Source organism: Tepidibacter sp. Z1-5, from assembly GCF_037844525.1.
GTDB lineage: Bacteria > Bacillota > Clostridia > Peptostreptococcales > Peptostreptococcaceae > Tepidibacter_A.
Genome location: NZ_JBBMMD010000024.1, coordinates 1 through 26,718 on the forward strand (window position 1 = coordinate 1; position 26,718 = coordinate 26,718).

At 28.1% G+C, this 26,718-nt stretch carries 20 protein-coding genes and 1 pseudogene; 13 read left to right on the plus strand and 8 right to left on the minus strand.

Annotated elements, in window-relative coordinates; genetic code table 11:
• Positions 1–79 precede the first annotated feature (79 nt).
• The 4 genes from WJW32_RS05960 to WJW32_RS05975 form a co-directional block, all read right to left on the minus strand.
• The gene (locus WJW32_RS05960) at positions 80–1,618 is read right to left on the minus strand and encodes a recombinase family protein (RefSeq protein ID WP_340256385.1); all 1,539 of its coding nucleotides are present in this window, start codon (positions 1,616–1,618) and stop codon (positions 80–82) included.
• Positions 1,593–1,748: a hypothetical protein gene (locus WJW32_RS05965; RefSeq protein ID WP_340256387.1), complete on the minus strand. Its 156-nt coding sequence runs from the start codon at positions 1,746–1,748 to the stop codon at positions 1,593–1,595. The genes WJW32_RS05960 and WJW32_RS05965 overlap by 26 nt, the downstream gene beginning before the upstream one ends.
• 83 nt (positions 1,749–1,831) lie before the next feature.
• Positions 1,832–2,632, minus strand: coding sequence for a RecB family exonuclease (locus WJW32_RS05970; protein ID WP_340256390.1), 801 nt, complete (start codon positions 2,630–2,632; stop codon positions 1,832–1,834).
• A gap of 103 nt (positions 2,633–2,735) precedes the next feature.
• Positions 2,736–3,206 carry a helix-turn-helix transcriptional regulator gene (locus WJW32_RS05975; RefSeq protein WP_340256393.1) on the minus strand — a complete coding sequence of 157 codons (471 nt, stop codon included), beginning with the start codon at positions 3,204–3,206 and terminating at the stop codon, positions 2,736–2,738.
• A gap of 400 nt (positions 3,207–3,606) precedes the next feature.
• Between WJW32_RS05975 and WJW32_RS05980 the strand changes: the two genes are divergently transcribed.
• On the plus strand, positions 3,607–4,767 hold the full coding sequence (locus WJW32_RS05980) for a protein kinase family protein (RefSeq protein ID WP_340256396.1): 1,161 nt from the start codon (positions 3,607–3,609) through the stop codon (positions 4,765–4,767).
• 103 nt (positions 4,768–4,870) lie between these two features.
• The gene (locus WJW32_RS05985; RefSeq protein ID WP_340256399.1) at positions 4,871–6,013 is read left to right on the plus strand and encodes a hypothetical protein; all 1,143 of its coding nucleotides are present in this window, start codon (positions 4,871–4,873) and stop codon (positions 6,011–6,013) included.
• Positions 6,014–6,415: 402 nt separating this feature from the next.
• On the opposite strand, the gene WJW32_RS05990 is transcribed toward WJW32_RS05985, so the two are convergent.
• Both WJW32_RS05990 and WJW32_RS05995 read right to left on the minus strand, forming a co-directional pair.
• Positions 6,416–8,131 (minus strand): Cthe_2314 family HEPN domain-containing protein, encoded by a 1,716-nt coding sequence (locus tag WJW32_RS05990; RefSeq protein WP_340256402.1) that lies wholly within the window; start codon positions 8,129–8,131, stop codon positions 6,416–6,418.
• A 249-nt stretch (positions 8,132–8,380) separates the two neighbouring features.
• Positions 8,381–9,151 (minus strand): hypothetical protein, encoded by a 771-nt coding sequence (locus WJW32_RS05995; RefSeq protein ID WP_340256405.1) that lies wholly within the window; start codon positions 9,149–9,151, stop codon positions 8,381–8,383.
• Positions 9,152–10,599: 1,448 nt separating this feature from the next.
• On the opposite strand from WJW32_RS05995, the gene WJW32_RS06000 reads away from it, so the two are divergent.
• The 6 genes from WJW32_RS06000 (at position 10,600) to WJW32_RS06020 (ending at position 17,815) form a co-directional block, all read left to right on the plus strand.
• Positions 10,600–15,009, plus strand: a complete 4,410-nt coding sequence (locus WJW32_RS06000; protein WP_340256408.1) for an S-layer homology domain-containing protein — start codon at positions 10,600–10,602, stop codon at positions 15,007–15,009.
• A gap of 265 nt (positions 15,010–15,274) precedes the next feature.
• Complete coding sequence (gene yunB / locus WJW32_RS06005; RefSeq protein WP_340256411.1) at positions 15,275–15,715, plus strand: sporulation protein YunB; 441 nt, start codon at positions 15,275–15,277, stop codon at positions 15,713–15,715.
• A 443-nt stretch (positions 15,716–16,158) separates the two neighbouring features.
• Positions 16,159–16,341, plus strand: a complete 183-nt coding sequence (locus WJW32_RS06010; RefSeq protein ID WP_340256413.1) for a hypothetical protein — start codon at positions 16,159–16,161, stop codon at positions 16,339–16,341.
• 113 nt (positions 16,342–16,454) lie between these two features.
• Positions 16,455–17,288: an Rpn family recombination-promoting nuclease/putative transposase gene (locus WJW32_RS06015; protein WP_340256416.1), complete on the plus strand. Its 834-nt coding sequence runs from the start codon at positions 16,455–16,457 to the stop codon at positions 17,286–17,288.
• Positions 17,289–17,434: 146 nt separating this feature from the next.
• Positions 17,435–17,533: a DUF5673 domain-containing protein gene (locus WJW32_RS14910; protein WP_445330217.1), complete on the plus strand. Its 99-nt coding sequence runs from the start codon at positions 17,435–17,437 to the stop codon at positions 17,531–17,533.
• Between the two features lie 96 nt (positions 17,534–17,629).
• On the plus strand, positions 17,630–17,815 hold the full coding sequence (locus WJW32_RS06020; RefSeq protein ID WP_340256419.1) for a hypothetical protein: 186 nt from the start codon (positions 17,630–17,632) through the stop codon (positions 17,813–17,815).
• Positions 17,816–18,009: 194 nt separating this feature from the next.
• Here WJW32_RS06020 and WJW32_RS06025 read toward each other — a convergent pair whose 3' ends face one another.
• Positions 18,010–18,753 (minus strand): hypothetical protein, encoded by a 744-nt coding sequence (locus WJW32_RS06025; protein WP_340256422.1) that lies wholly within the window; start codon positions 18,751–18,753, stop codon positions 18,010–18,012.
• Between the two features lie 140 nt (positions 18,754–18,893).
• Between WJW32_RS06025 and WJW32_RS14915 the strand changes: the two are divergent.
• A pseudogene (locus WJW32_RS14915) lies at positions 18,894–18,991 on the plus strand (sporulation protein YunB); the annotation flags it as partial.
• A 290-nt stretch (positions 18,992–19,281) separates the two neighbouring features.
• Here WJW32_RS14915 and WJW32_RS06030 read toward each other — a convergent pair.
• Positions 19,282–19,548 carry a DUF1871 family protein gene (locus tag WJW32_RS06030; protein WP_340256425.1) on the minus strand — a complete coding sequence of 89 codons (267 nt, stop codon included), beginning with the start codon at positions 19,546–19,548 and terminating at the stop codon, positions 19,282–19,284.
• A gap of 343 nt (positions 19,549–19,891) precedes the next feature.
• Here WJW32_RS06030 and WJW32_RS06035 point away from each other — a divergent pair, with 343 nt between their 5' ends.
• The 4 genes from WJW32_RS06035 to trhA all read left to right on the plus strand — a co-directional run bounded on the left by WJW32_RS06035 (position 19,892) and on the right by trhA (position 26,621).
• On the plus strand, positions 19,892–20,761 hold the full coding sequence (locus WJW32_RS06035; RefSeq protein WP_340256428.1) for an Rpn family recombination-promoting nuclease/putative transposase: 870 nt from the start codon (positions 19,892–19,894) through the stop codon (positions 20,759–20,761).
• A 186-nt stretch (positions 20,762–20,947) separates the two neighbouring features.
• Entirely contained in the window at positions 20,948–21,271 is a 324-nt protein-coding gene (tnpA, locus tag WJW32_RS06040; protein WP_340256431.1) for an IS200/IS605 family transposase, read from the plus strand.
• A gap of 224 nt (positions 21,272–21,495) precedes the next feature.
• Positions 21,496–25,773, plus strand: coding sequence for an S-layer homology domain-containing protein (locus tag WJW32_RS06045; protein ID WP_340256434.1), 4,278 nt, complete (start codon positions 21,496–21,498; stop codon positions 25,771–25,773).
• A 179-nt stretch (positions 25,774–25,952) separates the two neighbouring features.
• Positions 25,953–26,621, plus strand: coding sequence for a PAQR family membrane homeostasis protein TrhA (gene trhA / locus WJW32_RS06050; RefSeq protein WP_340256436.1), 669 nt, complete (start codon positions 25,953–25,955; stop codon positions 26,619–26,621).
• Positions 26,622–26,718 lie beyond the last annotated feature (97 nt).

The following is a 26,718-nucleotide window of genomic DNA, read 5'->3' on the forward strand; positions in this document are numbered from 1 at the left end:
AGTGGAAAATCCTATAGATTAAAAGATCATTTTTATCAAGAGAATGAGTAAAAAACTGCACTCTTATAAGATCAAAAACTTACGCTCTAAACTTGACATTTATATTTAAAGGTTCATAATTACTTTTAAAGTATTTAACATGGTCTTCGCTTAGGTCTTTAGGATCTTCATTAACTCTAGATGCTAAGGTTTGTTTATATACACCAATATTATTTAAGATATAATTTAGAACCATTTTTTTATTTCCAAAAGAGTTTATAGTCTTCTTTAAAGATTTTTCATTTTCCTTAAACTCGTGTATTTCTTTTTTGAGTTCTTCTTTTTTTGAATCATTACTGGAGTTACGGATATAGGACTGAGTACTTTTTCTAAGGTTTTTGGATATAGATGCAAGTTCGTTTTGTTTTGAAGAAATATCTTTTTCAACTTCGAGTAACTTAGAGGTTAAAAGACGTTCAAAAACTTCGTTATCACAATCTACTATTAGCTCTGAAAAAATTATTTTAATAAACAGATTTTCTTCTACTTGAGTACAATTTTCACTACAAGTATAAACAAGCTTGGGAATATAGGTATCTTCTTTTATAACAAAATCTTTTTTTAGAACGAACTTTTTTTTACATTTTTCACAATATACAAAATTGTTAAGCAAGATCTTTCTTTTCTCTGTACGATGCCTTAATACTAGATTAAAAAGCTTTAAAGCAGCTTTCTTCCATAAATCGAAATCATCTATAATCTTATCAATGTTATTACAGTCCATAAGTAATTCATCTTTAATTCTATACTCATCCTTATCTTTATCAACAACTTCAATTAATTCTTCTAAAGGAGTTTGACCACAAATAGGCATTTTGGCAACATAAGTAGGTCTTTTTATAATGTTATGTGCAAATGTACATGCATTTTTCTTATTTGGAAATAGCGATTTAATGTCTTGGTTAAAATTTTCTAAAGTATAATCTTTGTTATTTTTCTGTTTCTCTCCAACTTTTAAAAATAGACCAAAAACTTTTTTTACTATAATTGCCTCAGAATCTATTATTGTAAATTCGTGCTTTTTTTCACCACGCTCATATCCATAAGCACATATACTCATAGGAAGATTACCTTGCTCTCTAGAATATTTTCTTCCATCAGCAGTTCTTTGAGCAATTGTATTTGGCTCTAGGGTTGATATAGCTATAAGCATGTTATCTAAGAACTTAGATATATAGTTCTTATCGCTACTTTCAACTTCTAATTCTTTAGCAAATATAACTTTTATATTGTGTTTTTTGAAAATATGTTTTAGATGCATAAAATCTTTGAAATCTCTAGAAAGTCTATCTCTTTTAGAAAGTACAAGAGTTTTAAACATTCCAGCTTCTAAATCACTGAGCAGCTCTTTAAATCCTTTTCTCTCGTAAAATCTAATCTTTTTTCCAGATTCTTTATCTGTGTATTTTTTGTATAGTAGTAAATTCTCCTCTAATAGTTTCTTTGAACAATCATCTATTTGAGCATCAATAGAGTAGTTGGCTGCTTTTATAGATGTTCTAGCGTAAATTGCTGCATACTTATATGGGTCAAAATCCTGAGCTTTAGAACTTTTAGTTTCGTTTTGAGAACCTTTCATCTGAATCTACCTTCCTTGATAAATCATCTTCTAAAAAATAATCTAAAATGAACTTTATAAATTTTTCTTTAGCATCTTCATCCTCTTTGTATTCAATAGTTACAGAATTTATATTTGATCTATCTTTCATAGGTCTTCCTCCTAATATATATTCAAATTTTTTAAAATTATTATTAAGCTATTTTCATCTAATAAAGGGTTATAAATTAATAGCTAAAAAATATGGGTGGAAATTTCATTGTTTTTAAAGCTATTTATCGAGTGTAATATAGCTAAACTGCTATCTTGAGCTATATCACATATTTTGTAGTATTCACAATTAGACTTACAGTATTGATTTGGAGTACAGTCAAAATCTTTTTCTTTTAAAATAAGTTCACATATTTTTGAAATATTTTTTAAAGATTTTTCAAAAACTTCAGTATCTACAGTTTCAGTTATCTTTTTATTTGATGATAAATAGTATAGACTAACTGATTTAGGATAATATCCAAGCTCTTTGTTAGCTAGTATTAGATATATTGATAGCTGTAAATTATCAATAGCTGTTATAGTGTTTCCTGTCTTATAATCTAGGATCTCTACAGTATCATCATTTCTTAAATAGACTTTATCTAGCTTACCGCAGAGAGTGTAATCATTGAAATTTTTGTATAACATTTTTTCTATGATTAGGTTATCTTTTCCGGTATCTTTAGGATTAGAGTAGTAGTTAGATAACATATCTAGACCCCTTAGACCAAATTCCTTTTCTTCTTGTATAGATTCATATCCATCTCTGACCCAGTTCTTTCGAAGTAGGTTGTGAAGTATATCTAATGTTTTTAAATTTTGATCTTTTATAGAATTAAAGTCAGCTAATGCTAGGTGCATACTGTTTCCAAAGGAAATGTACTTGCTAGGCTTCTTTTCAGATAAGTTGAGTTTATCAACATACTTATATTTAAATTTTTTTCGGCATTGTAAAAATGTGTGTATACTTGTATTACTGATGTATAGTTTTTTATTTGTCATATTTATCACTCCTTGAATATAGAGTGTGTAGATTTAAAATGATTATTCATAAATTGAAAAAAATTTTCAATATATGAACGTATACAAAAAATAAAAAAGTTCCTTAAGTTAAGGAACTTTCAGGTTGCTGATATTTTAAATTGTTAAGGTTTCGCATAGTTTCTATATTTGATACGATATTTTTAGTTATACTATACATTGCTTGTTCACTATGATTATACTCCTGGGATAAACTTACAAAAGAGCTAATGATTAAGTTTAAATTATGATTTATGTTTTCTATAGCTTTACCTGATTGATCTTTGGGTTGTTGAATTTGTAGTATGTTATTTTCGCAGTATATGGGGTTTAAATCTAGCTTTTGAAATGTAAATACTTGATCTAAAGGTATATGTAATTCGGTTATAAGTGCATTGAAGAGATCTAACTTAAATATGTCGTGACGTGCATTTTCTAAGTTGTTGATTAAACCAACAGACGTATTTATTTTTTTTGCTAGTGTAGCAGTTGAATATTGTTTAGTGTTTCTATGTACTTTGACTGTAGTAGCTAATTTTTTATAAATTTCACACATGTTAAATCCTCCCTCAAAAGAATTATTAACAAATAATGGATTTGTGATACAATTATTTTATGAAAATTGTATATAGTTGGTGTAGTATATAGGATAGGGTTAACTTAACATTATTCATATAATTACCATACTTGTTGAGCTTTAAGTAAATGATAATGTGTATTATGCAAAGTAAATAGCTTTTGATGTATGAACTTTCACTAAACAAATATCTAAACTAATCTTAGGGATTTTTTAATATTATATTTTAAAAATATTCCATTCTAGGATAATATAAAGCTATGTTATTACACATAGATATTTCAAGAGTTGAACAATGTGTTAATTTACTTCACGATATTGATTCTACATCTACTATAAAAAACAAAAAATCTAAAAACAAGTATTATGAGGTGATTTAATGGACATAACTAATTATTTAGAAAATATTAAAGATGAAATAGGGGATGAAAATAGTAATCGATTAGAACTTTTATATAATAATATAGAGAATGAAACACTAAAAATCATTTTTTCTAAAATCCATTTTGAAGTTAATAGTTTATTAAAGTATATGAATAGTCGATTAAAAAATGGTCATTATACCGCAAATGAAAGTAGGATGCTTTTAAACTATATGGATATAATAGATGGTCTTCAAAGTAGATTAAGGGAAACTAAATTTTCATTTAGTATCAATAGGTACTATAAAGATATTTTAAATAAATGTATGGATTTTTTAGTTGAATATGGAGGTAGTTCTATTCCTAATGGTTTTAAAAAAATTGAATTACTTTTAACTAAGCCTATGTTTGAAATTAAAAATAAAATACAAGTAAAAACTTCTAACAAAGAAACTAACTACAATATAAAGCTGATTGGAGAAGGATCATACGCAAAAGTTTTTAAATATAAAGATAATCATTATAACAGAACATTTGCTATAAAGCGAGCTAAAAAGAACTTGACTAAAAAAGAATATAACCGTTTCAAGAAAGAATATGAAGAAATGAGTAATTTAAATTCTCCATATATAATTGAAGTTTACAGATATGACGATTCAGAAAATGAATACACAATGGAATATGTTGATTATACACTTTATGAATATATCAATAAAAATAATAATACTATTGGAATTGAAGAAAGAAAAAATCTTGTATATCAAGTTTTAAGGGCTTTTAATTATCTTCATAATAAAAGCTTGTTACATAGAGATATTAGTTTGACTAATACTTTGATAAAAGAATATGACACATTAAAAGTAATTAAAATATCTGATTTTGGTTTAGTTAAAACTCAAGAAAGTAATTTAACTAGCATCTCATCAGAATTAAAAGGCTCATTAAATGATCCTAACTTAGAATTATACGGATTTAAAAACTATGAAATTCGTCATGAAACTTATGCCTTAACAAGATTAATATACTTCATAATGACAGGTAAAACAACAATTAATAAAAGTAAACTCAAAAATATTGAATTAAAAAATTTTGTATTAAAAGGTCTAGACAACAATCTTGAAAAAAGATATCAAAATACATGCGATATAAGAAATGCATTTTCTAAAATCAAATTTTAAACAATAATAATCAATATTAGCAAATTAATTTGCACTTGATAACAGCTACTACGTCACTAAGCTTCTAGTCAGAAGGAGTACAGTCAATAAAAGGAGGCTAATTATGGCATTAAAACTTTTTGAAGAAATTAAAGGCTTATCAGAAGATAAGATTCATGAGAAATTCAAACTTATTAAAAATAATGTAATGTTATATGCTGAAAGAGAAGTTTTAAATGATTGGACAAAAGATTTTATAGATAGAGACAACAAAATTGTAAAAGAATTTCAAACTACATTTCATTCTAGCTTATGGGAATTTTATCTATATGCTCTTTTAAGAGAGCAAGGGTTTAGAATTGATTTTTCACAAGAAAGACCAGACTTTATGGTAAAGGAACCATACGAATTTAATATTGAAGCTGTTGTTTCTAATATTAAAATGTACGGGAGACCTGAATCAGAAAGAACATTAGCTGATACAATGGCAGCAATTTCACCAATACATTCTCAAGAAAACTTTGATGATTTAATTGATGAAGCTATTACACGCCATTCTAACTCAATACTTTCAAAGTATACCTTATATCATGATAAATATAAAAAATTAGAATGGATTAAAAAAGAGGTTCCTTTTGTCATAGCTTTAGGATCGTATGATCAAATAGATTATGGAAGAGAATTCTATTATCCAATGATGGCATTGCTATATGGTCAATACTATAATGAAATAAATAAAGAATTTGAACATCTTAAATATGTTATTAAACCAGGTACAGATAAAAAAGTACCTATTGGAATATTTAATGATTCAAAATTTGAAGATATTTCTGCTATTATCTTCTCATGTACAATTACGTGTGGAAAGTTAACGTCATTAGCAATTTCAAGGGGAGATAGTTTCTCTCAGTATAATCAAGTAATAAATATTAGACATGATATGAATTGGCCACATTATAAAACTCAAATAGTTAGTAAAGATGATCCAGAAGAATTATCTGATGGGTTATTCATTTTTCATAATCCAAATGCTAAAAATAAACTTCCTAGAGATGTATTTTCAAAATCTAACGCTGTTCAAATTTTTTACGATCAAGGGTTAAGGATAGAGTCAAATAGTTTACCGCTAGTGGCACGTATAAACATGTCAAAATTATTTATTAATTCTATTATAGATGATGTACTAAATGAGATAAACTTTAATTATAATAGAGATCCTGATCTAGAACGTTTTATAAATTTATTTAACTCTATAAAAATGGAATAGTTTATATAATATATATACCCACGATTCGTATGAAAAGTACAATAGGCATACCTTTAAGATACGTGTTAAAAGCATTTTGAATCTCAAAATATTTATAATTTGAAAAAGGTATAATTAGTTTTTTTTCATAGAAGTTCGACCAGTGACAATCTCATTTACAATTTTTAATATTAAATTTCTAAATTTATTGAAATTGAATCTGGAAATATTAAACAATGAGTTTTTGCTTCATGATAATTTCACTGGTAAGGGTAGCACCAGCAATCGTGTCAGCAAGTACAAAGTAGGTAGTTAAATTTTATATTATTTTACAATTTTGATACGTGCTATGCCTTAAATATAAATCTAAGGCATAGTTACAGTAGAACGTAAAATAAATCTTATTTTTTCACAACTAGTATCCTATAAACTTTTGTTTACTATTAATTTATATTTAAAATCAATATCCACTAATATTTTTTCTAATATATCAACAACTTCACATACGTTTACGAATATTAAGTATTTCATCTTTATTTGATGTATATAAGATCCTTCTTTTCCGTAAATTGAACCTGGTCTTATAATATGAAATAATCTGTTTCTATATTGATATAAGTTCTTATAATTTATACTTTTCACAATCATTTCCATATCATTTATGATTGGCATATTTGATATACATTTTTTTTCTTTAGCTAATTTTATTGATTCCTCAAAATAAAAATGCTTAGGAGTATTTTTTATATCATATAATTCTATAACTAATTTACCTAATTTATCATAGCATGCATATATTCTAGAAATTGAAGCATATATAAAGTATTGTTCATTAATTATATGCTTCTTACCTGGATAAAATTGATAAATGCTTCCATTAGAACAATTTTCAATATCAAGCAAACATTTATTAATTTCTTTTACTCTAGATATTATGTCATGAAATAAAGTTTCAATTCTATTAAAATTTGTAGATTTGATTCTTAATGATTTTCTTTCTTCATCTAGATTAGAATGATTTGTTTTTTTTATAATTTTTGATATATTATTTTGTAATGTTATTAATTGTACGTGATTAATAGAACTTATTGGATTCATTTCATAGATTATCTTTGATTGATTTTCTAAAATATCTACTTTTAAGCTCCTATGAACGTTTATATCATTGTTTTGAATGATTACTTTCTTTTTAAATAATTGTATGATTTTTATTATAACATCAAAAATCACTTCAATAGTAGAATGTATATTCTTTGTACTTGGCTTTAAGTCTTTATCTAAATTATGAATAGAACTTTCCTTATTCAGAGTTAGTTCAGACATAATATTTAAGTATTCTGAAATATCATGATCATTATGTTTCCTCATATTATCTATTTTATTAAATAAACCAGTACTTTTTATTTTGTATATATCTTTGTATATAGCTCCACCTTTGAAATCATTGCATTTTTTTAATTTGTTATATAATCTATCTGATGTATTTATATTATTTTCATCAAATTCTATTTCAAATAATGTTGATATAATATAGATTAATCTTTCCCAAGCACTGACTATATGAAACACTGCATTATTAATCATAAACCTTCCAGAATAATAAATATTATAATTATATCTTTCGGTTACAAATTCATATAATTCCAGCTCGTTTAGTGATTGATTTGAAAAAAAATGACAATCTTCAATTAAATTTAATAGATATTCTATATCATTTATAATGGAAATAGACTCTCTATCTTCTCTATCTGGAAACTTTTTGTAATAACTAACTACAAAGTCATCTAATAAACTATCTATCTGATTAGACTTATTAAATCCATCATATATTTTTTCATTTTCTTTTTTTGAATATATGTATGATTTATTGAATTTAAGTATTTCTTTTAGAATTTTATTAGAAGATTCATCTATAATTTCAAAATTTTCATCTAATTCCTCATCTGTATAATATCCTTGAAAATCATCAGTATATATAATTTTTTCTATCACATATTTATCATCTATACAGTTAAAACAATTAGAGCATTCACCGTAGCTATCATGTTCTAATCTAAATGAATAATAATGACATTCGTTGCACTTGAATTTTTTTCTATAAGTTAATCCATTATACTTTCTAAGCATTCGCTGCCACATATTTACCCTCCTGTTTATATATATTTATGATGTTTTGTTAATATTAGAATTCTGTTATTTCTCTTGTATAATACAAAAATGAAGTAAATGTATTTTCAATATAAGATGATGTATAGTTCTCAAAATTTTTTATAATTGTATATATTTAATAACTCTGATCTTTAAAGTTATACTTTATAATCTATTTTAATCTTTAACAGCAAATTATAGTTTCTTTTAAATAAGTATATCTGACTTAAAAGCATATTTTTATATCTTAAGCTCTTTTTCGAAGTACCCAACTTTTAACATTTCACCATATGTATCAATTATTGACATACTTTTATGATACTCTAAGGATTTTTCGTATGATAAACCTGAATGAAAGACAGTCATTCTAACTGAGTGTAAAAAATTCTCATATCGTTCTAAAGTTGGGTTATCAGCTAACTCCCTTAAACTAGATCTGGATACAATAGGATTAGGATTAAACTCCTTAAACAAGTTAATTATTTCATAACTCTCTTTTTTTGAAGCCTTTTGTCCCTCAATTGATCCTCCTACTTTATTCCATATAGGGAAACTTGAATGAATTTTTCTATATGCTTCAATCAATACTCCTTCAACTCTTTTTATATGTTCTTTACCTTCATTTCCAATATAATTTTCAATTGGAGACCATTTATCAAAAAAACCTTCATATTTTTTTTTATTTTTGGATGTTATTGGTTGAGACAATGGTGACTGTACAAATATTGAGAAACCAAGTTTTTCATGAGATTTAAAATAATCATCTATTTGTTTTTTTTTACAACTATTATCATCAATTGCTATTAACCCATTATGTTGTTTAAACCTTTCACATAGATCTACGGCTAATCCTATATAATACACTTGTTTTGTATAGTAATTCCAATAACAATATACACCTGCTGAAGCCCATCCATAATTATCCATAGGACTGCATAATTCATCCAATGCCTCAGCGATTATATCTTTTTCATCTTTTTTATATGCATCAATAATAATTGTTCCAAACAATCTAATCCCCTCCACTTCAATCAAATTTTACATAATAATTGACTACTGATACTAATAATTCGTTTTTTATACATTTCAGGATAGTATTTGCTAATCCATGTTTAGTAACCTTTATTTATACTAAGATGATTTTATAGTACAATAATATGACAAATTTTACAATTATAAATAATATACAAAATGTTATTTTCTATACATTAGGCCTTAACATTTATTTTATAAAATATTGACTTTAGATAAACAAAACTAAATAATTTATCTATAATACCATATACTTTGCGTCTGAGTACACATATACTAGTATTACCCCTCTTAATATCTTATTTAATATATATCCCATCTCGTCTTACTCTATATTTTTTATGTAACTCAATCCTCTAAATTCTTGTTTTTCTAAAGATCCTTTATCTAAAAAACTTTAAAAATCACAGTTTGCATATAATATGCTGCTAAAAAACAAAAACTAGTTAATCCTATGCTAATAATTCATTATCTAAAATTTTAATTAATATAATAAATTATATTTTTTCTATAATTGGTCTATAGATCATAAATAGGTGACTGTAAAATTCCGTAGACCTAAAGTTGAAATAAACAGTTATTTTGAAGACATATATATTAAATGGAAATCTGAAAAAATTACAGATGTTAAGGCTATGAATGTATTAAATATGATTAAAAGTATTTTTTACAAAAGGGTGAAAGAGTATCAATCTAGTAAAAAATTATAAGTTCCTTTCTAAAACTCATACTATATCTATTTATGATAAAATAAATAGATAGATTTCAAGTTTATTAAAGTTACGAAAGTTTATATTTTACTCAAGCAATATATTTTTTGATACAACCTCTCAAAAGCCATCATTTATCAACAAACTATATATAAAATTTATTTAGAAAAAATATCCATGAATTTAATGTAATTAAAATATGATTTATAAGAGATGTTTGTAAATGTAGCTTTAGAGATATTACTAAAACTATATATTAAAAAATACAAAAAGGAAAACAACATAATTAAAGGTGATTTATGAAGTAATGTATATTGGTATAATAAGGTGAATTTAACAATATATAGTAGATATTATTGGAAAAATCATAGAATTAAATAACGGTAAAAAGTAGCGGTTTTGTACATATAGATAACAAAATATTAATGAATCATATGGAAAAAACAAGAAAAAAGTAAAAAATAAGAAGGTCTAGTAATTTATAAAATATAGCATTTATAAATTTATCTAATTATCGTATAGATAGACCATAATTATATAACCATATAATATATTTTTCCAAGTGAAGAAGAACCTAAGTAATTGTGTTTTTGTAGTAAAACATCAAAATGGGTGATATTTTAGCTTATAAAATATATGGTAAAAAAAGTAATGAAATCAATAAAATTACATATATCGTGGTATAATAATTATAAAAAATAAAAGGAGATGTATAAATTGAGAAAATGGTTAGTAGTAATATTAATTATTAGTTTACTTGTACAGCCATTAGTAGTATATGGTCAACTAGATAATGACGAGACTACCATTGATTATTCATTTAAAGATATAAAAGGACACTGGGCAGAAGAAACAATTAAATATCATTATAAAAAAGGGCGGGTTAATGGATATACTGATGGAACATTCAAACCGGATAATGATATAACAGTAGCAGAGGCAATTACATTGTTTAATAGTTATCTTGGGTTAGATAAAGAAGATGACCGGAATCAGAATCAGAGTGAAGAAAATAAGGAGTGGTATGATGCACAAGTAGCTAGAGCTAAGTATTATGGTTATATTGAAAAACTAAAATCAAAACCTGATGATAAAGCAGAACGAATAGAAGTGTTAACAATGATGAGTCTTTTAATAGATTACAAAGAAGAAAAGGCACAGGCACAGGGGGGAAATTTTGAAGATTTAGAACAATTAGATGAATCGACAAGAGAATTAGTAAAAAAATTTAGTGAATTAGGTTATATAAATGGTTATAAGGATGATACATTTAAACCTACAGGCACAATTACTAGAGCAGAAATACTAACAGTTTTAGATAATGCAGTTGGATATATAGTAACTAATCAAGAAGATTTAAAAAATATACCAACAGGAACTAAAAAAATCACTATAATCAATGAAAATATAACAATAGAAAACTTAGAAACCAATGCAGAGATATATATATCACCTGGAGTAGAAGGAAACGTAAAAATAAAGAACTGTAAAATCAATGGACAGATTATGGTATCAGGAGGTACCAGTAAACAAGGGATTGAGATAGAAAATACACAGGTAAAAAAGGTAATAATAACAAAATCCAAGGAAGTACCGAGGGTAGAAATAAAAGGAAATAGTAGCATAGAAGAATTAAAAACAAAGACAGAAGCGAGTATTGAAATATCAGGAGAAACAAAAGTAACAGAAGCAAAAACAGAAGCAAAAACAGAACTAAATCTAGATAAAGGAACACAAATAACAAATTTAATAATACAGGGAGAAACAAAAGTACATTCAGAAAAGGGAAGCAAAATAGAAAAACTAGAAGTAAAAGAAAAAGCAGAAATAACAGGAGAAGGAAAAATAAGCAAAGCGATTATAGAAAGTAAAGAAGTAAAAATAGAGAAAAAACCTGAATATGTAAAAGTAGATGAAAAAGTAGGAGAAGTTAAGATAGGAAATAAAGAAATAAGTCATACAAATGATGATGATAAGCCATCTAGAAGTAGTGGTGGAGGAAGTAATCATAAAAGTAATGGTGGAGATACAACACCAACAGACATAATAGCACCTCAGTGGAGTAGTGGATATCCAAAAGCAAATAAAACAAATGAAACAGAAATACGATTATATACAAGTTTAAATGAAGTAGGGACAGTATATTATGCAGTATATGAAAAGAATAGAACGTATAGAGTAGACGAATTAATAGTATATGCTCAAAATAATAATAATTTAATAAGTATAAATAAACCGAACACAGTAGTAGAAGAAGTATATAGTACTGGAATTACAGAAGGAAAAAGTTATAATGTATATTTAGTAGCTGTAGATAGTAACAACAACAAACAATCACAAGTAAAACAAGTAAAGGCAGCAACTAAAATAATACCAGACACAAAACCACCAATAGGATACAGTATAAGTATAGACCAAAGTAAAATAAACAATAGGAACAAAAATGATTTGTCCTTTACATTTGATGGTGCAGAAGTAGGTGCAAAGTATAATTACAGTATAGATGATACAAATGTCAGCACTTCAGCTGTTACTGGGTCTGGAACAATAAGTACTGAAACAGATCAAATAAATGAAATTGATGTCAGTGGGTTAGATGATGGTACGTTGACATTAAGTGTATATTTGACAGATAGTTCAGGCAATCAAGGGAGTAATACGATAGGTACAGTGGAGAAAGAAGCAACTCCTCCAAGTGGATATGGTGTTAGTATAGACCAGAGTGGAATCGACAATACGAACGAGACAGATTTATCATTTACATTTTATGGAGCAGAAATAGGTTCAACTTATAGTTACAGTATAGATGATACAAATGGAGGAACTACAGCTGTTACAGGAAATGGAACAATAAGCACATTAACAGATCAGATAACAAGTATTGATGTTAGTGAATTAGATGATGATACGTTGACATTGACAGTAAATTTAACAGATAGTTCAGGTAACCAAGGAAATAATACTACAGATATAGTAACGAAAGATACAACTGCTCCAACTGGATATACTGTCAGCATAGACCAGAGTTCAATCAACAATGGAAACAAGACTGCATTGTCATTTACATTTACTGGAGCAGAAGTAGGTTCAACTTATAGTTACAGCATAAATGATACAAGTGGAGGAACAAGTGCAGTAACAGGAAATAGTACAATAAGTACAGTAACGGATCAGATATCAAATATTGATGTAAGTGGATTGGATGATGATACGTTGACATTAAGTGTATACTTAACAGATACATCTTGTAATCAAGGTTCTACAGTTACAGATACAGTGGTGAAAGATATTGTTGCTCCAAGTGGGTATTTGGTGAACATAGATCAAGCTAAGATTACAGGAAGCAATAAAACCTCTTTATCATTTATATTTGCTGGTGCAGAAGAGGGTTCAACTTATAACTATAGTATAGACGATGCCAATGGTGGCACTAGTGGAGTGACTAGTAATGGAACAATTAGCACAGCTACAGATCAAATCAGCAATATTGATGTTAGTGGATTAGATGATGGCTCGTTGACATTGACAGTATATTTGACAGATAGTTCAGGAAATCAAGGGAGTAATACGACAGATACAGTGGAGAAAGATGCAACTCCTCCAACTGGATATGCTGTTAGTATAGACCAGAGTGCAATCAACAATAGTAACAAGGCTAGTTTATCATTTACATTTACTGGAGCAGAAGTGGGTTCAACTTATAATTACAGCATAGATGATACAAATGGAGGAACAAGTGCAGTAACAGGAAATAGTACAATAAGTACAGCAACAGACCAAATCAGCAACATTAATGTCAGTTCATTGGATGATGACACGTTGACATTGACGGTATATTTAACAGATACAGATTCTAATCAAGGTGCTGATGCTACAGATACAGTGGAGAAAGATACAGTTGCTCCGTCAGGATATAGTGTTTATATAGACCAGAGTATAATTAACAATAGTAACCAGAATGCTCTATCATTTACATTTGATAATGCAGAAGTAGGAGCAACTTATAACTACAGTATAGATGATACAAATGGAGGAACATTTGCAGTTACAGGAAGTGGAACAATTAGCTCTGCAACGCAGCAGATAACAGGTATTGATGTAAGTGGATTGGATGATGATACGTTGACATTGACGGTATGTTTAACAGATCAATCAGGAAATTCAGGGAGTGATACGACAGACACAGTGACGAAAGATGCAACTCCTCCAACAGGATATAGCGTTAGTATAGATCAGAGTTTAATCAACAGTGGCAACGATAATGCTTTATCATTTACATTTGCTGGAGCAGAAGTAAGGGAAACTTATAACTACAGCATAGATGATAATAATGGAGCTACTCCAGCAGTAACAGGAAGTGGAGCAATAAGCGCTGCAACGGAGCAGATAACAGGTATTGATGTTGGTGGATTGGATGATGATACGTTGACTTTGACAGTAGTCTTGATAGATTTATCAGGTAATCTGGGAGGTAATGCGACAGATACAGTAACAAAAGATGCCACTGATCCGATTGATGCAAGTGGGTATCCAAAAGTGGATAAAACAACAACTGATGGTTTTACTGTACGTGCTAAAGCCAATGAAAATGGAACAGCGTACTATGTTGTAGTTGCTAATGGTGTGACAGCCCCAAGTTCATCAGAAGTAAAAGCAGGAACTGCAAGTGGAGGTGGAGCAGCATTAAAAAGTGGTAGTATTTCATTGAATGCAAATACTGAAGGTACATCTGCAGTAACAGGTTTATCAAGTGGAACGGACTATGATGTATATGTAGTTTCACAAGATTCATTAGCTAACATTCAATCAAGTCCTACAAAGATTGATATATCAACTACAAGTAGTATTCCAAGCTCAATTTCAGTTGCTGTAACAGGTAGTTGGGCTCCTTATGATGAAGCTGGTACTTATTTAAAACTAGAGGATAATTATAATTCAACAGATAGACCAAGATATTACTACAAGAGTAAGGATGGCTATGAATATTATATATTCTGGAGCACAAATAAGTGGGTTATTAGCGACTTATCGGGGTCATTCCATGAGAATACGGATTCATCAATATTACCTCCAAAAATCGGTTGGTGGGGTACGGATGGTGATAGTCAAGCAACGTTATCTTATTAATGGTGTAATTCGTTTTAATAAGCAGATAAACATTATTTTTAAAAGTTTGATAATTTATCGGTGAATATGTTTCTATAAGTTATAGCACAATAGATATTAATAAAAGTGTGGCATTCACAAATGGAATGCCACACTTTGTTTATTGATAAGTATTATTATTGATGGAGTTGGTGCTTGTGATATAGATTATATCATTCTAAATTGAATATGGGATAGTATAGAATCTCAAAAAATATAGAATCTTTTCAATACCAATAGGTATTATATGGTAAAAAGTAGCGGTTTTGTACATATCGATAATACTATACTAATGAATAAAATAGCATCTGATGTTGCTATTGAAGTACAGCAGCAATTAAAGCAAATAAAAACTACATCTGCAAATGTTCCTTTAGGTACAGCTTTTAAAAGTTCTATATTGGCTAAGTATGGACCTAAGTTAAAGATAGGTGTTCAGCCTGTTGGAATAGTTAATGTGGATTTTAAGACGGAGTTTGATTCATCAGGGATAAATCAAACTAGACATAGGATATACTTAATAATAAAGACTAAGGTAAGGGTTATAATTCCGTTCACATCATCATATAAAGAGGTTTTAAGTCAAATGCCAGTATGTGAAACTATAGTAGTTGGTAGAGTACCTCAAAACTATGTAAATGTTCCTAAAGAAGAAATAGGAAATCTTATTGAGCCTAGTGTAGAGTAGATAAATTATTTCAATATTATACCATATAAAGAATAATGCTTATTAGAATTCTAATAAGCATTATTTTTATATGGTAATCGTATTATTTCTCAGGCAATAAGTTTCAAGTTTTGACAGATATTTGATTTTTTGTGGATTCACCTTTTTTGTAAACTTTGATTTACGAGAATAAATGGCTATGTTCATAAAATATCTCCTCCTTGCTATGGTACAAGTATATGAGTGAAGAAAGATATTTATATTTATTAATTCCTTTATGATAGAAAAATATTAGTTATTGATGAAATTAGTTAATGGTTTAGATGGGAATATATAGTGTTAAGCAAAATCAGCTAACATTTTAATGAGAATCATTTTTAGATGTAGCTGCTTAGAGTTTGGAAAAATTCAAGTAATAGTACAAATTTATTCCCTCATAAACTTGTACTAATGGGGGAGATAGAATGGATATAAAGGTTAGTTTGATAATAGATGGAGAAAATTTTGATGATATATGTTATGAAAAGCAATTACAAATTAAGAATAAAATTACGGATAAGGTTGAAAATTGGGCTATAGATATAATACAAAAGAGAATAAGAGAAGGAAAAAGTGATATAGATACACTGTTGGATATAGAATCATAATATTTTAATAAGAGCTAATAAGCTCTTATTTTGGTTTAAAACAGGCATTTTATAGTATATAATATTAATAAGAAGTATGATGAGTATACTATATCTAAACTGGAGGTGAAGTTATGATGAAAGGATTATTAGATCCTAAAATAGATTTTGTATTTAAAAATATATTTGGGTCAAATAAGCATCCTAAAGTATTGATATCATTTTTAAATGCAACTCTAAAGCAAAAGGACTTAATAACATCAGTTGAAATACAAAATACAGATTTAGAAAAGCATTTTTTAGATGATAAATTTTCTAGATTAGATGTAAAAGCAAAGACAAGTAATAATGAAATAATAAATATAGAAATACAATTAAAAAATGAATACAACATGATAAAAAGAAGTCTATATTATTGGAGTAAGCTATATGAAGAACAGCTAGGAGAAGGTGATAATTACTCTAGCTTGAAAAGAACTGTATGTATAAATATACTTAATTTCAAATATCTTAAAAATGATAGATTTCACAATGGGTATAGATTAAAAGAACTAGAGACTAATGAAGAATTAAGTGATGTAATAGAGATACATTTTATAGAAATACCAAAGCTTAAAGAAAATAGTGATGAGAAGGATATGCTAGTAGCTTGGACTGAATTTTTAAAGAATCCAGAGAGTGAAAAAGTTAGAAAGCTAGAAATGAGCATAGAAGAAATAAAAGAAGCTAAGGATGAATTGGTAAGAATTAGTAATGATGATGAGCAAAGAATGATATATGAGATGAGATCAAAGGTACTAAGAGATAAAGTAAGTTCACTTAATAAGGCAAAAAATGAAGGTAGACAAGAGGGAGAAAAATTAAAAGCATTAGAGATTGCTAAAAGTCTACTAGATATACTGGATATAGAAACTATAGCGTCTAAGACTGGACTTAGTATAGATGAATTGAAAAAATTAAAAAATTAAATAAAGTAAGATATTCAATAAGACCTATTTTATATAAAATAGGTCTTATTTTTCATTGAATATATATGGATAAAATTGTAAAATGGTTATAGCATTTGATTTAATAGTTAGGAGATTATAATGGTTATTGGATATTATAAGAAGGAATAAGAGTAAATGGTATATTATACAAATGGAACGAAATTAAATCTTGGAAGTTTGAAGATAATAAAAACAATAAGATTTTATTCGAGTTAGATAAATGAAATATAAAGTTTAGTATTAATGAAAAATATAATGAAAGAGTTGAAGAACTGTTAAATGAGTATATAATAAAATTAAGATGATGAAGCATTCGTTACATGGTTAGAAGCGGTAATAGAGGATGTGAATACACTAAGATTAGCTTTTGCGATAAGCAATTATATTCTCAAATAAAAAATGAAATAAAATCACGATTAAATACAATTGACAAAAAAGTATTTCCTTCTTCTGGGATGTTTTATGTTGTATTAGGAATAGTAGCTGCATTTAGCTTTATTTTATAAGTAAATAGAGAATGTATTATTCATGAACTTTAGAAATTGTATTATATTGCTTCAGAGCATATATACCAGTAGAAAAATCACCTTGTCCTCGAGAATAATTTCTTCCATCAGCAGTTTTTTTGGCAATTGTATTTGGCTCTAGGGTTGATATAGCTATAAGCATGTTATCTAAGAATTTAGGAGTTTTTTATGTATTATAATTCTTCCCACATATATTCTATTGTGTTATCATCAAGTATTTTATATTCCATTTGGATATTATTAAATACCTTGATTAAATCTATATGTCTTTTATGAGATATTGAAGTAAACTGTGTTGTTAAATTATAATACTTGTTCATACTCTCTGGGGTGTTTGAATTTACTATGTCAAAAGAATAAAATATCATATCTACACAATAGTTTAAAAGCTGAAGAGTATATGTATGATAATTTTTTAATTCTTCAGGTGGTGTTACCCCTTCTAAAGTAGTTATTATTTCTTTAAATTTCACCTCATATGAATTTAAGGTATTTAAATAAGTATATTTACTTTCTTCATTTTCAAAGCCTTTATCTAAGCTTTGGTTTACATACTCAATAAATTCCTTTAATTTTAAATCAATTTCTTTTGTTTGTTTTAAATAACTTACTACTTCTTTATGTTTAGATCCATTAAAGCTTAAAACGGGTGCTGTGGCAGGAATACTTCTGTTAGTTATAGAATGAATAACTGGATTTAACCAAGTCGATAGGGCATAGAAATTCCAGATAAAGATTAATATACTACATATACTAATGCTTGATATTATTACTTTTTTCTTTTTTCGTTTTGAGTAATAACCAGAAATATGATCTTTTTCTATATAACTATAAAAAGTTTTTTGATCTTTATTTTTTGCTTCTTTTTCTATTTCTTTCATTTGTTTTCTAAAATTCTTTTGTGTTTCAGTAGCCATATTAAACTCCTTTGGGATAACATATTATATATTAAAATAAAAACATACAAAAATAGTATCTCAAATAATACTTAATTTGTAAATATATAGAATGGTAACTAGGTGTTCAGCCTGTTGGAATAGTTAATGTGGATTTTAAGATGGAGTTTGATTCATCAGGGAGAAATCAAACTAGACATAGGATATACTTAATAATAAAGACTAAGGTAGGGTTATAATTCCTTTCACATCATCATATAAAGAAGTTTTAACTCAGATGCCTGTATGTGAAACTATAGTAGTAGGCAAGGTACCTCAAAACTATGTAAGTATTCCTAAAGAGGAGGTTCCTAATATAATTCAGCCTGGTTCAGAGTAAAGAAAATATTTTAGTATAATAGATGGAAAAAACTTCGATAATATACCGTATGAAAAGCAATTAAAGAGCAAGGATCGTATTACGGATAAAGTGGAGGCTTGGACTATAGATATAACATAAGGATACATAAATTACTATGGTGGAGAAGTTCTTCGATAGGGAATATAAACCTAGTTAGATGGATATATATCCTTGCATGAATCTAATATTTCTTTAGCAATAAGATAACAGTCTTCATAACTTTTTTTAAAAATATCTCTGCTAAAATAAAAAACAAATGTATTTTCTATATGTTTAGCTAATTCTTCATAGCTTGTATTATCAGCTAATTCTTTTGAAATAGCTTCTATTTCAGGATGATATTCATCATCTGGACACATATGTAGAAGATTTATTGGATCCCACTTATCGATTACTTTTTTTACAATACTATTCATTTTAATAGTCTCCTTTCAATAATAATGCGAAACTTAATTTGAAAACATTCTGTGAGCTAATTGCATCTGAAAGTACAAAAGAACTAATTAATAAGCTTACAGAAAATATAATTATAGCTGTTGATAAAGTATTATTTTTTGCATAAATTTCAACTCCGTAATTAAACTTAGTCAAAATATTTATCTTTTATAAATATAAATTAAATTATAATATAAATGTAAAAATGATACATAAAAGTTCTTTTACACTAAATTTAAATTTTATTTAACATAAGTATTTTATAGTATATAATATTAATAAGAAGTATGATGAGTATACTATATCTAAACTGGGGGTAAAGTTATGATAAAAGGATTATTAGATCCTAAAATAGATTTTGTATTTAAAAATATATTTGGATCAAATAAGCATCCTAAAGTACTAATATCATTTTTAAATGCAACTTTAAAGCAAAAGGACTTAATAACATCAGTTGAAATACAAAATACAGATTTAGAAAAGCATTTTTTAGATGATAAATTTTCTAGATTAGATGTAAAAGCTAAAACAAGTAATAATGAAACAATAAATATAGAAATACAATTAAAAAATGAATATAACATGATAAAAAGAAGTCTTTATTATTGGAGTAAGTTATATGAAGAGCAGCTAGGAGAAGGTGATAATTACTCTAGCTTGAAAAGAACTGTATGCATAAATATACTTAACTTCAAATATCTTAAAAATGATAGATTCCATAATGGATATAGATTAAAAGAATTAGAGACAAATGAAGAATTAAGTGATGTATTAGAAATACATTTTATAGAGATACCAAAACTTAAAGAAAATAATGATGAGAAGGATATGCTAGTAGCTTGGACTGAATTTTTAAAGAATCCAGAGAGTGAAAAGGTTAGAAAATTAGAAATGAGCATAGAAGAAATAAAAGAAGCTAAAGATGAATTAGTAAGAATTAGTAATGATGATGAGCAAAGAATGATATATGAAATGAGATCAAAGATACTAAGAGATAAAGTAAGTGCACTTAATAAGGCAAAAAATGAAGGTATAGAAGAAGGTATGGAAAAAGGTATGGACAAAGGTAGACAAGAGGGAGAAAAATTAAAAGCAATAGAAATAGCTAAGAGTCTACTGGATATATTAGATATAGAAACTATAGCGGCTAAGACTGGACTTAGTATAGATGAATTGAAAAAATTAAAAAATTAAATAAAACACGATATTTAGCAAGTCCTATTTTATACAAAATAGGGCTTATTTTTGTATAACGAATACCACGGATTATACTCGTGGTTCTAAAAAGCTTATAGCTATGAGGAGAAAAAAATAGAACCTCCAATGTAAAATGGAATTAGGTTTGCCGACCAAAACCATTACAAAGGAGGTTCATCCATTATGGATAATAGTAGTTTAGCACATACAAAGTGGAATTGTAAATATCATATACACATGCTAGTAAGCATACCTCCTAAGTTAAGTGTGTCTCAATTTATGGGATATTTGAAAGGGAAAAGCTCATTAATGATATTTGATAGGCATGTAAATCTAAAGTATAGATATGGGAATAGACAATTTTGGTGTAAGAGATATTATGTAACAACGGTTGGAAGAAATAAGAAGGTAATTGAAGAATATATAAAAAAGCAAATACAAGAATATATAATGCAAGATCAAATAAGTCTGAAAGAATGCATAGATCTTGTTTACGGGTGGTCCTGATTAACTTTATTTAAAACGGAATTTTTGCATTATAGATGTAACTAGACAAGATATTTTTCTAAGTAAAGAAGATAAGGCTAGTGAAATTGAAAATCCTTTTCGCAATAAAATACAAAATGGTGATTTTTAGCATATGAAAAATGTTTAAATAAGTAATAGCATGATTAATATTCCAATTGAATTTTCATATAATAATTATAAAAGAATAAAAGGAGATGTATAAATTGAAAAAACGGTTAGTGGTGTTATTAATTATTAGTTTGCTTGTACAGCCATTAGCAGTATATGGTCAAGTAAATAATGACATGACTGGTATTAATTATTCCTTTAATGACATAAAAGGACACTGGGCAGAAAAAACGATTAAATATCATAATGAAAAAGGTAGGATTAACGGATACGCTGATGGAACATTCAAACCGGATAATGATATAACAGTGGCAGAAGTTATTACATTGTTTAATAGTTATCTTGGATTAGACAAAGAGAATAATCAAAATCAGAGTACAGAAAATAAGGAGTGGTATGATGAAGAAGTAGCTAAAGCTAAGTATTATGGATATATTGAAAAACTAAAGTCAAAACCCGAGGATAAAGCAGAAAGAATAGAAGTGTTAACAATGATGAGTCTTTTAATAGATTACAAGGAAGAAAAAGCAAGGGCAGAGGGGAAAGATTTTAAAGATTTAGAACAATTGGACAAATCGACAAGAGAATTAGTAAAAAAATTTAGTGAATTAGGTTATATAAATGGTTATAAAGATGATACTTTTAAACCTACAGGAACAATTACTAGAGCAGAAATACTAACGGTTTTAGATAATGCAGTTGGATATATAGTAACTAATCAAGAAGATTTAAAAAATATACCAACAGGAACTAAAAAAATCACTATAATCAATGAAAATGTAACAATAGAAAACTTAGAAACCAATGCAGAGATATATATATCACCTGGAGTAGAAGGAAATATAAAAATAAAGAACTGTAAAATCAATGGACAGATTATGGTATCAGGAGGTACAAGTGAACAGGGGATTGAGATAGAAAATACACAGGTAAAAAAGGTAATAATAACAAAATCAAAGGAAGTACCGAGGGTAGAAATAAAAGGAAATAGTAGCATAGAAGAATTAAAAACAAAGACAGAAGCGAGTATTGAAATATCAGGAGAAACAAAAGTAACAGAAGTAAAAACACAAGCAAAAACAGAATTAAAGCTAGATAAAGGAACAAAGGTGAAAAAATTAGTAATAGAAGGAAGAACAAAGGTAGAAACAGAAAAGGGAAGTAAAATAGAAAATTTAGAAGCGAAAGAAAAAGTAGAAATAAAAGGTCAAGGAACAATAAGTAAAGCAGAAATTAAAAGTGAAGGTGTAACAATAGAAAAAAGACCAGATTATATAAAAGTAGATGATAAAGTAGATAATGTTGAGGTAGGAAATGATAAAATAGATCATACAAATGATGATGAATCATCAAATAAAGGAGGAAGTAGTTCAAGTAGTGGCGGAAGTTCATCAACGGATACTATAGCACCAGATTGGGCAATTGGATATCCGTTTGCACAAATGAAAACAAAAGAATTAGAAATGAAAATATTTACAAAATTAAATGAAAAAGCAACTGTATACTATACAGTATATGGAGATGATACTACAGTTACTGTAGATGAGTTAATCAATAGTGGCAAAAGTATAAGTATAAATAATGCTAACACAGTAGTAGAAGAAGTATATAATAGTGGACTTGAATCAGGAAAAACATATAACGTGTACTTGACAGCTGTTGACAGAAGTAACAATAAACAAAACAGCGTAAAAAAGATACAAGTATCAGAAATTGATACAACAGCACCCATATTTACAAAAAAAGAAGCAAAACTAGGAGATAGTACAGAAAAAATAAAGCTTACAGTAGAAACCAATGAAATAGGAACAATATACTATATAGTAGTTGAAGACGGAAATGAACCACCAACAGTAAAACAGGTGAAGTCAGGAAATAATTACAATGGTACTGTAATAGTCGCAAGTGGAAATAAAAAAAGTTTAAGTGATGAAGTAATCAGTGGGCTTACAGAAGGAAAGAAATATGATATTTATATAGTAGCAGAAGATGAGAGTGGAAATATAAGTGATACAGTATCAAAAATAAACATAGAAACAAAGAAAGATTTTGGTTCGGGAACTGAATCAGACCCCTATAAAATTTATACAATAGAAGATTTAGCAAGTATTGGACGTATACATCCCGGAACAAATAAAGAATGGAAATTAGATCAACATTATATTTTAATGAATGATTTAAATTTTGCTAATGATACGAATTATACTGATCCAACCACAACCTATTTCGATGATATTAATAGTGATGGTGTAGTTGAAGGATTAAAAGCAGAAGTAACAACAGGAAAAGGTTGGAAACCTACAGGGGGGTTATCAGGTTGTTTTTCGGGAAATGATTTTACAATAAGTAACTTATATATAAATAGAAAAAGTAATAATCAAGGTTTGTTTAGTAAACTTGAATCAGGTTCTGTAGTTAAGAATTTAGGTATAATTGATTCAAGTATAAAAGGAATAGATAATGTGGGTGCGCTTGCAGGGAAAAATATGGGCCTTATAACGGACAGCTACGCTTCAGCCAGTGTTACCGGTCAAGTATACAATATGTCATTATCATTACCAGAGGTACAGGCAGCAAGAGTTGCAAGCTTTAGTACATTGTATGATGGAGTAGCGAGACAACCAGAATTTAAAAATGAATTAATAGCAATAGCAAAAGAACTCACTGGTGAATTAGGAGATGCTTCATCACCAGAGGTACAGGCAGCAAGAGTTGCAAGCTTTAGTACATTGTATGAAGCCATAGCGAGACAACCAGAATTAAAAGATGAATTAATAGAAGTAGCAAAAGAGCTAACTGGAGAATTAGGAGATACGTCATCATCAGAGGTACAATCAGCAAGAATTACCGGTTTTGGTGGACTGTATGAAGCAATAGCGAGACAACCAGAAACAAAAGATGAATTACTAGAAGTAGCAAAAGAGCTAACTGGTGAACTAGGAGATGTCTCATCACCAGAGGCACAGGCAGCAAGAGTTGCAAGTTTTGATAAATTGTATGAAGCCATAGGAAGAAAATCAGAATTAAAAGATGAATTACTAGAAGTAGTAAAAGAGCTAACTGGAGAATTAGGAGATACATCATCATCAGATGTACAGGCAGCAAGAATTACCGGTTTTAGTGGATTGTATAAAGCAATATCGAGAAGACCAGAATTAAAAGATGAATTAATAGAAGTAGCAAAAGAGCTAACTGGAGAATTAGGAGATACATCATCATCAGAGATACAGGCAGCAAGAATTACCGGTTTTAGTGAATTGTATGAAGCAATATCAAGAAGACCAGAATTAAAAGATGAATTAATAGAAGTAGCAAAAGAGCTAACTGGAGAATTAGGAGATACGTCATCACCAGAGGTACAGGCAGCAAGAGTTGCAAGTTTTGATAAATTGTATGAAGCCATAGGAAGAAGACCAGAATTAAAAGATGAATTAATAGAAGTAGCAAAAGAACTCACTGGTGAATTAGGAGATGCTTCATCACCAGAGGTACAATCAGCAAGAATTATCGGTTTTAGAGGATTGTATAAAGCCATAGCGAGACAACCAGAATTAAAAGATGAATTAATAGAAGTAGCAAAAGAGCTAACTGGTGAATTCGAAGATACGTCATCATCAAAGGTACAATCAGCAAGAGTTGCAAGCTTTAGTACATTGTATGAAGCCATAGCGAGACAACCAGAATTAAAAGATGAATTAATAGAAGTAGCAAAAGAACTAACTGGAGAATTAGGAGATACGTCATCACCAGAGGTACAGGCAGCAAGAGTTGCAAGTTTTGATAAATTGTATGAAGGAATAGCCAGACAACCAGAATTTAAAAATGAATTAATAGCAGTAGCAAAAGAACTCACAGGTGAATTAGTAGATGTTTCATCACCAGAGGTACAGGCAGCACGAGTTACAAGTTTTAGTACATTGTATGAATCAATAACCAGACTACCAGAAGCAAAAAATGATTTGATAGAAGTAACAAAAGAGCTTACCGGGGAACTATTACCAAAGGTTCGAGTAGGTGGTTTAGTTGGTATTAACAGTGGAACTATAACTTCTAGTTACACTACAGGAGATGTTATAGGAGGTTGGTATGTAGGTGGTATAGTTGGATATAACGAGGGCAGAATTACTGACAGCTATGCAGTAAATACGAGACTAATACTAGCTAGTGGGAACAAAGAGAAAGTTGAATTTGGTAGGATTGTAGGATGTAATATTAGTACCTTAAAAGATAACTATGCAAACAAAGATATGGAAGAGCCATTTAAAGGGGCTTTCAATTTAAAAGACAAAACGCCTATAGGTAATAATGGAGGTAATCTTGCTTCGTGGGATATAGATGAGAACAGAAACATAACAGTAGTTATTGAAAATTAAAAATTTTAAGTCATAGCATGTGTGGATTAATCAAAAAAGAAGAGCAAATAAGCTCTTCTTTTTTGATATTCACTAATATTCTGATATATATCTGATATAATAGTATTATAGGTAGAACAGTATTATAAGTAGTAGTTATTAAAATATATCGGATAAAAATAGATATTAGGAGGGATTAGATGAAATCTATAGACGGAAGTATTAAAGGTAAACCGAAGTACACAATAAAAGAAGAAGTTGCAAATAGTATAACTCATGGTATTGGAGCTTTATTTAGTATTGTTGCATTGACAATTCTTTTAGTTTATTCAATTTCAGAAAAGAATACTATCTCGATTGTTGCTTTTAGCATATACGGTTTTGGATCAATTTCCTTGTATATAGCATCAACACTATATCATAGTTTTCAACAAGAAAAACTAAAAAAAATATTTAGGTTATTTGATCATTCCTCTATATATTTATGTATAGCGGGAACATGTACACCTATAATCTTATTATGTATGACAGGTTATTGGAGAATAGGTCTTTTGATTGCTATTTGGACAATTGCATTATTGGGAATTACATTTAAAGTTCTCACATTTAATAATTTTGAAAAATATAAGGTATTTTCACTATCTTTATATATATTTATGGGATGGTTATTAGTAATTGCGATAAAACCTATGATTAAAGTGGTTCCTGTTGAGTTTTTTATATGGCTTTTAGCTGGAGGAATAGTGTACACTGTTGGTACTATTTTTTATGCTATAAAAAAGATACCTTATAATCATGCTATATGGCATCTCTTTGTATTAGCTGGTGGTGTTATACATTTCTTTGGGATTTTCTTATACTTGAGATAAAGTGAAACTTAATTCAGAGGGAGCTTTTACTCTAGCTGAATTTGTAGCTGAACTAATGAAAAATCTATTAAGTTCTTATCTACAACCTTGAGAGGAT

Bases quoted from the DNA above. Each gene is read 5' to 3' on its own strand.
- WJW32_RS05970 (WP_340256390.1), bottom strand. From the start codon at position 2,632: ATGACAAATAAAAAACTATACATCAGTAATACAAGTATACACACATTT.
- WJW32_RS05975 (WP_340256393.1), bottom strand. From the start codon at position 3,206: ATGTGTGAAATTTATAAAAAATTAGCTACTACAGTCAAAGTACATAGA.
- WJW32_RS06025 (WP_340256422.1), bottom strand. From the start codon at position 18,753: ATGGCTACTGAAACACAAAAGAATTTTAGAAAACAAATGAAAGAAATA.
- WJW32_RS06035 (WP_340256428.1), top strand. From the start codon at position 19,892: ATGATAAAAGGATTATTAGATCCTAAAATAGATTTTGTATTTAAAAAT.
- tnpA (WP_340256431.1), top strand. From the start codon at position 20,948: ATGGATAATAGTAGTTTAGCACATACAAAGTGGAATTGTAAATATCAT.
- WJW32_RS05960 (WP_340256385.1), bottom strand. From the start codon at position 1,618: ATGAAAGGTTCTCAAAACGAAACTAAAAGTTCTAAAGCTCAGGATTTT.
- WJW32_RS06030 (WP_340256425.1), bottom strand. From the start codon at position 19,548: ATGAATAGTATTGTAAAAAAAGTAATCGATAAGTGGGATCCAATAAAT.
- WJW32_RS06020 (WP_340256419.1), top strand. From the start codon at position 17,630: ATGGTTAGAAGCGGTAATAGAGGATGTGAATACACTAAGATTAGCTTT.
- WJW32_RS06015 (WP_340256416.1), top strand. From the start codon at position 16,455: ATGATGAAAGGATTATTAGATCCTAAAATAGATTTTGTATTTAAAAAT.
- yunB (WP_340256411.1), top strand. From the start codon at position 15,275: ATGGTAAAAAGTAGCGGTTTTGTACATATCGATAATACTATACTAATG.
- WJW32_RS05985 (WP_340256399.1), top strand. From the start codon at position 4,871: ATGGCATTAAAACTTTTTGAAGAAATTAAAGGCTTATCAGAAGATAAG.
- WJW32_RS05980 (WP_340256396.1), top strand. From the start codon at position 3,607: ATGGACATAACTAATTATTTAGAAAATATTAAAGATGAAATAGGGGAT.
- trhA (WP_340256436.1), top strand. From the start codon at position 25,953: ATGAAATCTATAGACGGAAGTATTAAAGGTAAACCGAAGTACACAATA.
- WJW32_RS05990 (WP_340256402.1), bottom strand. From the start codon at position 8,131: ATGTGGCAGCGAATGCTTAGAAAGTATAATGGATTAACTTATAGAAAA.
- WJW32_RS06010 (WP_340256413.1), top strand. From the start codon at position 16,159: ATGGATATAAAGGTTAGTTTGATAATAGATGGAGAAAATTTTGATGAT.
- WJW32_RS05965 (WP_340256387.1), bottom strand. From the start codon at position 1,748: ATGAAAGATAGATCAAATATAAATTCTGTAACTATTGAATACAAAGAG.